Annotated in this window: 6 protein-coding genes; 1 reads left to right on the plus strand and 5 read right to left on the minus strand. The window is 46.2% G+C overall.

Features of this window, described 5'->3' with window-relative positions; translation table 11 throughout:
* From A3766_RS13500 to A3766_RS13520, 5 genes are all read right to left on the minus strand, one after another.
* Positions 1-579: 50S ribosomal protein L11 methyltransferase (locus tag A3766_RS13500; protein WP_197479570.1), on the minus strand; the 579-nt coding region annotated here is incomplete at its 3' end.
* A 47-nt stretch (positions 580-626) separates the two neighbouring features.
* Positions 627-1964, minus strand: coding sequence for an acetyl-CoA carboxylase biotin carboxylase subunit (gene accC / locus A3766_RS13505; RefSeq protein WP_068512188.1), 1338 nt, complete (start codon positions 1962-1964; stop codon positions 627-629).
* A gap of 18 nt (positions 1965-1982) precedes the next feature.
* Positions 1983-2429 (minus strand): acetyl-CoA carboxylase biotin carboxyl carrier protein, encoded by a 447-nt coding sequence (accB, locus tag A3766_RS13510; RefSeq protein WP_068512191.1) that lies wholly within the window; start codon positions 2427-2429, stop codon positions 1983-1985.
* Positions 2430-2448: 19 nt separating this feature from the next.
* A complete protein-coding gene (gene aroQ / locus A3766_RS13515; protein ID WP_068508593.1) occupies positions 2449-2883 on the minus strand; it encodes a type II 3-dehydroquinate dehydratase in 435 nt (144 codons plus the stop codon).
* A 152-nt stretch (positions 2884-3035) separates the two neighbouring features.
* On the minus strand, positions 3036-4673 hold the full coding sequence (locus A3766_RS13520; RefSeq protein ID WP_068512194.1) for a diguanylate cyclase: 1638 nt from the start codon (positions 4671-4673) through the stop codon (positions 3036-3038).
* A gap of 264 nt (positions 4674-4937) precedes the next feature.
* Between A3766_RS13520 and A3766_RS13525 the strand changes: the two genes are divergently transcribed.
* Positions 4938-6929, plus strand: a 1992-nt coding sequence (locus A3766_RS13525; RefSeq protein ID WP_068642357.1) for an EAL domain-containing protein, incomplete at its 3' end; no start/stop codon positions are given.

The following is a 6929-nucleotide window of genomic DNA, read 5'->3' on the forward strand; positions in this document are numbered from 1 at the left end:
AACCACCGATTTGGCGCCGAGTAATAATGCGGCCAAGCCCAGTATTCCGGAACCACAGCCAAAATCTACGACAGTTTTGTTGTTTAGGCCGTCATCGTTTAGCGCATAAGCATCTAGCCATTTTAAGCAAAGTGCAGTTGTGGGGTGTGTGCCAGTGCCGAAAGCCAGGCCAGGGTCGAGCATCAGGTTGACAGCGTTTGGCTCAGGAATGTCATGCCAGCTTGGGCATATCCATAAGCGGCGACCAAACTGAATGGGTTTGAAGTTATCAATCCATTTACGCGTCCAGTCTTCGTTTTCCAATATTTCAAAACGCAATTCAGGGAAGGTCTGATCTGAAAGATTGGTGAAGACACTTTCAGTGATGGCTCTAATAGCTTTTTGGTCCTCATCGGCAGAAAACAGCCCGGTGACGATCGTTTCTTCCCAAAGCGGCGTTGTGCCCCGTTCGGGCTCTAGCACTGGCTGGTCTTGAGCATCTTCGAGAGTCACTGCGCTGGCTCCCGCCGCGAGCAAGCCTTCTTCGAGAGCTTCTGCGATGGCGGGAGATATATTGGCTTTAACTTGGATCCAGTTCATAAGTCAGTGACTTCCTGATAGTCGGGAATGAAATACATTAGATGAAACTAAAGGATATTCTTTTCCAGATGATGGATATTAAATTCGAGCTCTCGAAATCCGCTATCGGAAAGTAGCTTGCGGTGAAGGTCAATATTTGTGTCAATTCCGTCTACGACTAGCTCGTCAAGTGCGTTTGTCATACGGTTCATCGCCGCATTACGGTTTTCGCTATGACAAATGATTTTGGCAACTAAAGAGTCGTAAAATGGAGGTACACGATAGCCGCTATATAAATGCGAATCGACACGGACTCCCATGCCACCGGGCGCGTGAAACTGTTTAACTAAGCCGGGGCTCGGTGCAAAGGTTTGAGCATTTTCAGCGTTAATGCGGCACTCTATCGCATGGCCTTCAAGATTTACTTCAGCTTGAGAGACTGAAAGTGGTAGGCCGCTAGCAATTCTAATTTGCTCTTTAACGATATTAATGCCTGTTATCATTTCTGTTACAGGGTGCTCTACCTGTACTCGGGTATTCATTTCGATAAAATAGAAACTGTCATCCTGGTATAAGAACTCAAATGTTCCTGCTCCGCGATAGCCGATATCTTTGCAGGCTTTTACGCAGGCGGCAAACGTGGCTTGTCGGGCTTCCTCGTTAATATTTGGTGCAGGGGCTTCTTCGATAACTTTTTGGTGTCTTCGTTGCAGTGAACAGTCACGGTCACCTAAGTGAATGACATTGCCATGGTTATCTGCAAGTACCTGGATTTCGACATGCCGGGGTGTGTCGAGAAATTTTTCAAGGTAAACGGTGTCATCGCCAAAAGCGGCTTTGGCTTCAGACTGTGTTAGCTGAATCGAGGTGAGTAGTTCAGCTTCGTCGTTAACAACTCTCATACCCCGGCCGCCACCACCTGAGGCTGCTTTGATAATAACCGGGTAGCCAATTTTGCGTGCAATAGCTTTGGTTCGATCTTGATTATTTGTGATCGGGCCGTCGGAGCCAGGAACCGTCGGTACGCCGGCTTTTGTCATGGCTTTGATGGCTGAAACTTTATTCCCCATTAAGCGAATGACACTGGCAGGGGGGCCAATGAAGGTAAAGCCGCTCTTTTCGACTTGTTCTGCGAAGTCAGCATTTTCAGCAAGAAAACCGTAGCCAGGATGAATGCCAACAGCATTGGTCACTTCAGCGGCGCTGATTATTGCAGGTATATTGAGGTAGCTCTCGACAGGGCTGTTATTACCAATACAAACTGACTCGTCTGCCAAGCGAACGTGCATAAGGTCTCTATCAACCTTGGAGTGTACGGCGACCGAAGGAATACCGATCTCTTTGCAGGCGCGTAGAATTCGTAAGGCTATTTCGCCACGATTAGCGATTAGAACTTTTTTTAACATCAGTGTTACCTGCGAGCCTTATGCAATTGTAAATAGTATCTGATCGAACTCGATAGGTTCTCCGTCACTGACTTCTATCGACTGAATAACGCCGCTTCGGTCTGCCTCGATTTGGTTCATCATTTTCATTGCTTCAATGATGCACAAGACATCGCCAGCCTTAACGCTTTGTCCAACTTCAACAAATGGGGCGGAGTCAGGTGAGGGCGCCTTGTAGAAGGTGCCGACCATAGGGGCATTGATTGTCTGGTCACTAGAGGTGCTCGCCGGTGCCGGACTTGCAGTGGATGTTTCTGTGATAGGTGCTGAAGCAGACGTTACGGGTGCTGGGGCCGCTGCTGGTGCGGCGACAACATGCTTGCGACGGTTGATGCGGATGGACTCTTCGCCTTCCTTAATCTCTAGTTCTTCTACATCTGACTCGGTGATTAATTCGATCAGCTTTTTGATTTTTCGAATATCCATAACAATTCCTGTATTAGGTTTATAGCGCCTGCAGGGCTTTGCTGAGCGCAGCATCGTAACCTAAGCTGCCCAGCCCGCAGATGACGCCTAATGCGACATCAGAGAAATAAGAATGATGGCGAAATGTTTCTCTAGCATGAACATTTGATAAATGTACTTCGATAAAAGGAATATCAATCGCTAGTAGAGCATCTCGGATTGCTACGCTCGTATGCGTAAATGCCGCAGGGTTAATAATTATAAACTGAGTATCATCTTGCTTAGCTTGATGTATGCGCTCGATAAGTTCGTGTTCAGCATTGCTTTGCAACGTGTTGAGCGCGATATTGTTATTCTTGGCGCAGGCTTTTAAGCGAGAGTTGATATCATTGAGAGTTTCTGAGCCGTAAATTTCGGGTTCGCGGGTGCCTAAAAGGTTTAGGTTTGGGCCATGAAGTACCAGTATGCTAGCCATAATCAGACGATGCTCGTAAAAACATGTGAAAGAGAAAGTTAATTCTAAGTGCCGTGAGAAATGTCTACAAGTGTAGTTTCTTTTTATGACACTTTATCTACAATATAGTGGCTAGTTTGCCCATATATTGCGTTATTTACAAGCAGGTTTTCTTACAGTTCTGTATTGTAGCAACGGACATTATTTCGTCCATTTCTCTTTGCTTCGTATAGGGCATGATCAGCCTTTTCACATAAGGATTGAGCGTTTTCGTGGTCAGCTAATGCAATGCCGCAACTAAAGGTGACATTGAATGTGCCGGTTCCGGCGGGCTGTGGTAATTCTGCAAAGCGTTCACGTATTTCGTTAAGAATAGTTTTAGCATCGCGTTCAGAAGTATTTGGCAGTACGATGGCAAACTCTTCGCCACCATAGCGACCGATGTGGTCTGTTTTACGTAGCCGCTGTTTAAGGAAAAGAGAAAGGCTTTTCAGTACGCGGTCGCCAATAGGGTGGCCGTAGTTATCATTAATCTTTTTGAAGTAGTCGATATCGAGCATTGCGAAACAGACAGGTAGTTCGCTTTCCGCTGCTTTAGCAACTTCAATTTCTAGCAAATGTAGAGTATGGGTATGATTGTAAAGCCCGGTCAGGCTATCGCGAATCATTAGTGCCAAAAGGGATCGAGCTCTTCGGCCTCGGTTTCGCAGCGTGGCGATGAGGTGTTTCGGGTCGATAGGTTTCGTTAGAAAGTCATCGCCTCCAAGACTCATCGCGTGTAGCTGTTTGTTGACGTCATCTTCTGCAGAGAGGTAAATGATAGGTACGCTGTGAAACTTGTCTTGCTGGCGTATCACTCGGGCTAGCTCCATACCGGTACAGCCTGGCATGTACATATCCATGATAATTATCTCAGGCTGGAAATCCGCCAAGGCTACCAGGATATCCATCGGCTCGGTAATGATGTGAGGAATCATGCCGGCTTTGTGCAATATATTCTCAATGTACTTTGCTTGTGCTTTAGAGTCATCGACTACCAGAATACGGTATGGGTCCTGAATGTTGGCGTGCGTATATTGCTCAAATTTTTCTATTAGCTGGCCAGGGTCGATGGCTCGATAAAAAAACTCTTCGCCGCCTGTGCGCGATGCTTTTAGCCGGGTCTGAATGTCGTCAGTGCTCTCGCTAACATAAATAACTGGAATAGTTGTCTCGTGAGACTCCTGGATTACTTGAACGGCATCGATGCCAGCAAGCTTATGCCCGCCAAAATCTACATCGGCTACGATGGTCTCTGGCTTATCCTGCTTAGCTGCGTGAACAAAATCATCAACATCACTGAAGTTGATTGAACGAAAACCAAAGAACTCCAGCTGATTAATAATGCGGTTAGCGTACTCGGTGTTGTTTAGCGCGAGGTAAATCGGAGTGCGTAAAAAAGTACGTGGATTCGAGTGCGAGGTGTCGCTTCGCCCCCCTCCGGTATCACTCTTTCGCAAAGTGCACTCATTCAGCTCCTGAATAAAGGACTCAATTTTTTGTTGGCTGTCTAACGAAAGCGGGGCTTCAGGGTTAACATTGCTCAGTAGCTGGTTAATTTTTCGTGCCGAAGTCTCCTGGCGAGACATCTCAAAGCGGGTTGCAAAACGCTCTAGTTTTTCACTCGCATCATTTAAATCTTGAGTGCGATCCAGGTCTTCCCAAGAGGAGAGTTTGCACTTTTGATAGACATCTAATACAACTCTGGCTTGCGTCGTAACTCGTTTTGCAAACAGTTGTTTAAGTTTCTCTCGTTGGTTGTCCTGAGCCATTCCTTGATCCTAATGGAAGAATTCTTTTTGTAAACGCGAATCGTCTCTACATAATTTAGCATAATCCCCTGAATATGGAGGTTTTTATCGTCAAAAAATGTCAGGATGTGTAAGTTGATCTATTGTTATATGGAAGCAATGCCTACAGGCTGGCCATTATGATTTCTGTGGTGAAAGAGGTCGGGTCGTTTTTATACTTGGGCTTTGCTAATAAAAAGACACCAATGAAGATACTGATGGAGATAAAGTAAGTGAGGCCTAATCATGAGGCATAGTCATAGCCTGACAAATCAGGGTCCTAGCTTACAAAGGACACTATTTGCTTATATTAGCATTATGTTGCTGTTGTTGTTGGTTGGAAGCTTTACGCTGAATATCACCACCATGCGTGACTATTTGCAGAATCAATTGCAGTCCCATGCACAGGATGCTGCTACTTCTTTGGGCTTGTCATTATCGACGAGTATAGATGCTCAAGATCGCGTGGCGGCAGCGCGAATTGTTGACACGATATTCGACAGTGGTGACTACAGAAAAATTGTTTTTTTTGACTTGAACGGTGCCGCCATTGTCGTGCGCGCTAACTCTTTAACTGTTGATACTGTCCCTGACTGGTTTGTCTCTCTGCTTGATCTAAAGGCCCCTGCCAAAAGTGCAGAAGTTGTAGCTGGTTGGAAACAGTTGGGCACGATTGTGGTAGAGAGTCATCCTGGTTACGCCTACCTTGAATTGTGGAAAGTGATTCGTTCTGAGTCAATTTGGTTTCTAAGTATTTTGGTGCTCGGCTTATTTGCAGCGCGTTGGCTATTAGCTGGTGTGTTAAAGCCTTTAAAACAGCTTCAGTTTCATGCACAGGAAATGAGTCATCGCCATTTTGATTTTAGGGCTCCTCATCCTGTATTCCGAGAGCTTGCAGGCGTTGCCGATGCGATGAATGATATGGCCAGGCAGCTTGGCGGGGTGTTTGAAGAGCAATTAAATTTGATCGAGGACCTGCGTCAGGCATCTTTTGTTGACACACTTACCGGCCTAAGTAACCGTGAAGGTTTTGATGGGCGTTTAAAGACAGAGCTGGATTCACAGCAGCACACAGCAAAAGGAAGTCTGGTCTTAGTGCAACTTAACGACTTTGGTGCAGTTAACGAGTCATTGGGGCGAGATCGAGGCGATGCTCTGTTGACGAGTGTTGCGCAGATACTGCAAAAATATGAACAGCGTCATCAGAATGCGTTTGCTGCGAGGCGAAGTGGTGCCGATTTTAGTGTGTTTATGCCGAGTGTTATGGATGATGAAATTGATGTCCTGGTGCCAAAAATGATATCAGAAATTTGTTCACTCTCTGATATCAAGCACTTGTTGCGCGATGATAGCGTGCATATCGGTGCGGCTTGCGTAAAGGCTGATGATACTGCTCGCACTTTGTTGTCTAAAGCTGATTTAGCCTTACGCCAAGCACAGTCAGATGGTATTTCCGGCTGGCGGCGTTATGCGCATATTCAGTCGGCAGAAGAGAGTATGCGAGAGGTGCATCAGGCAAATGAGTGGCGAAATATTTTGCAAGAGGTATTGCTGAGTCGAGATGTGAAGCTTCATACTCAAACAGTTTATGATGGTGAAGGAAAGGTTATGTATCAGCAGGTCCTTTCTCGAATTGAAGTAGAAGGCGAGCTGACTGTCGCTGGGACCTTCCTGCCGATGGCTGAGCGATTCGGATTGATGGTGCCCTTTGATCAGTTGGTTGTCGAGAAGGTGGTAGAGAGCCTGGCAGATCCAGAATTTTTGATGCAGCGAACTCACAATGAGTTGGCGCAAGGTGAAGCTGATAATCACCGATACTGTATTACCTTGTCTGAAGCTGCCTTGATAGATGAGCGCTTCTTGTCCTGGTTTGATCAGCAGCTTGTTCAGAACCCCAGCTTGGCGGAAATGCTAATTGTCGAAGTTCCAGAACATATCGTGAGTTATAATGAAAATGCCTTGGTCGTTTTGAGCAATATGGCAAAAGAGCATGGCTTTAGTCTATCGGTCGAGCGCTTTGGTGTAAGCTCGGTGCCATTTTCGTATTTACAGCGAGTGGATATTCACTACATCAAAGTTGACCATAGCTTTATTCGCAACGTTCAGGGCAGTCAATCAAATCAGTTCTTCCTGCGATCAGCGATCCAGATTGCACATGGTCAGGGAATTAATGTGATTGCTGTGGGTGTCGAGTCAGAAGACGAGTGGCAGGCTTTAAAAGAGCTGGGGATTGATGGC

The organism is Oleiphilus sp. HI0132, from assembly GCF_001635845.1.

What these genes read in the sequence shown, in the direction of transcription:
- accC (WP_068512188.1), bottom strand. Translation starts at nt 1,964, where the DNA reads ATGTTAAAAAAAGTTCTAATCGCTAATCGTGGCGAAATAGCCTTACGA.
- accB (WP_068512191.1), bottom strand. Translation starts at nt 2,429, where the DNA reads ATGGATATTCGAAAAATCAAAAAGCTGATCGAATTAATCACCGAGTCA.
- aroQ (WP_068508593.1), bottom strand. Translation starts at nt 2,883, where the DNA reads ATGGCTAGCATACTGGTACTTCATGGCCCAAACCTAAACCTTTTAGGC.
- A3766_RS13520 (WP_068512194.1), bottom strand. Translation starts at nt 4,673, where the DNA reads ATGGCTCAGGACAACCAACGAGAGAAACTTAAACAACTGTTTGCAAAA.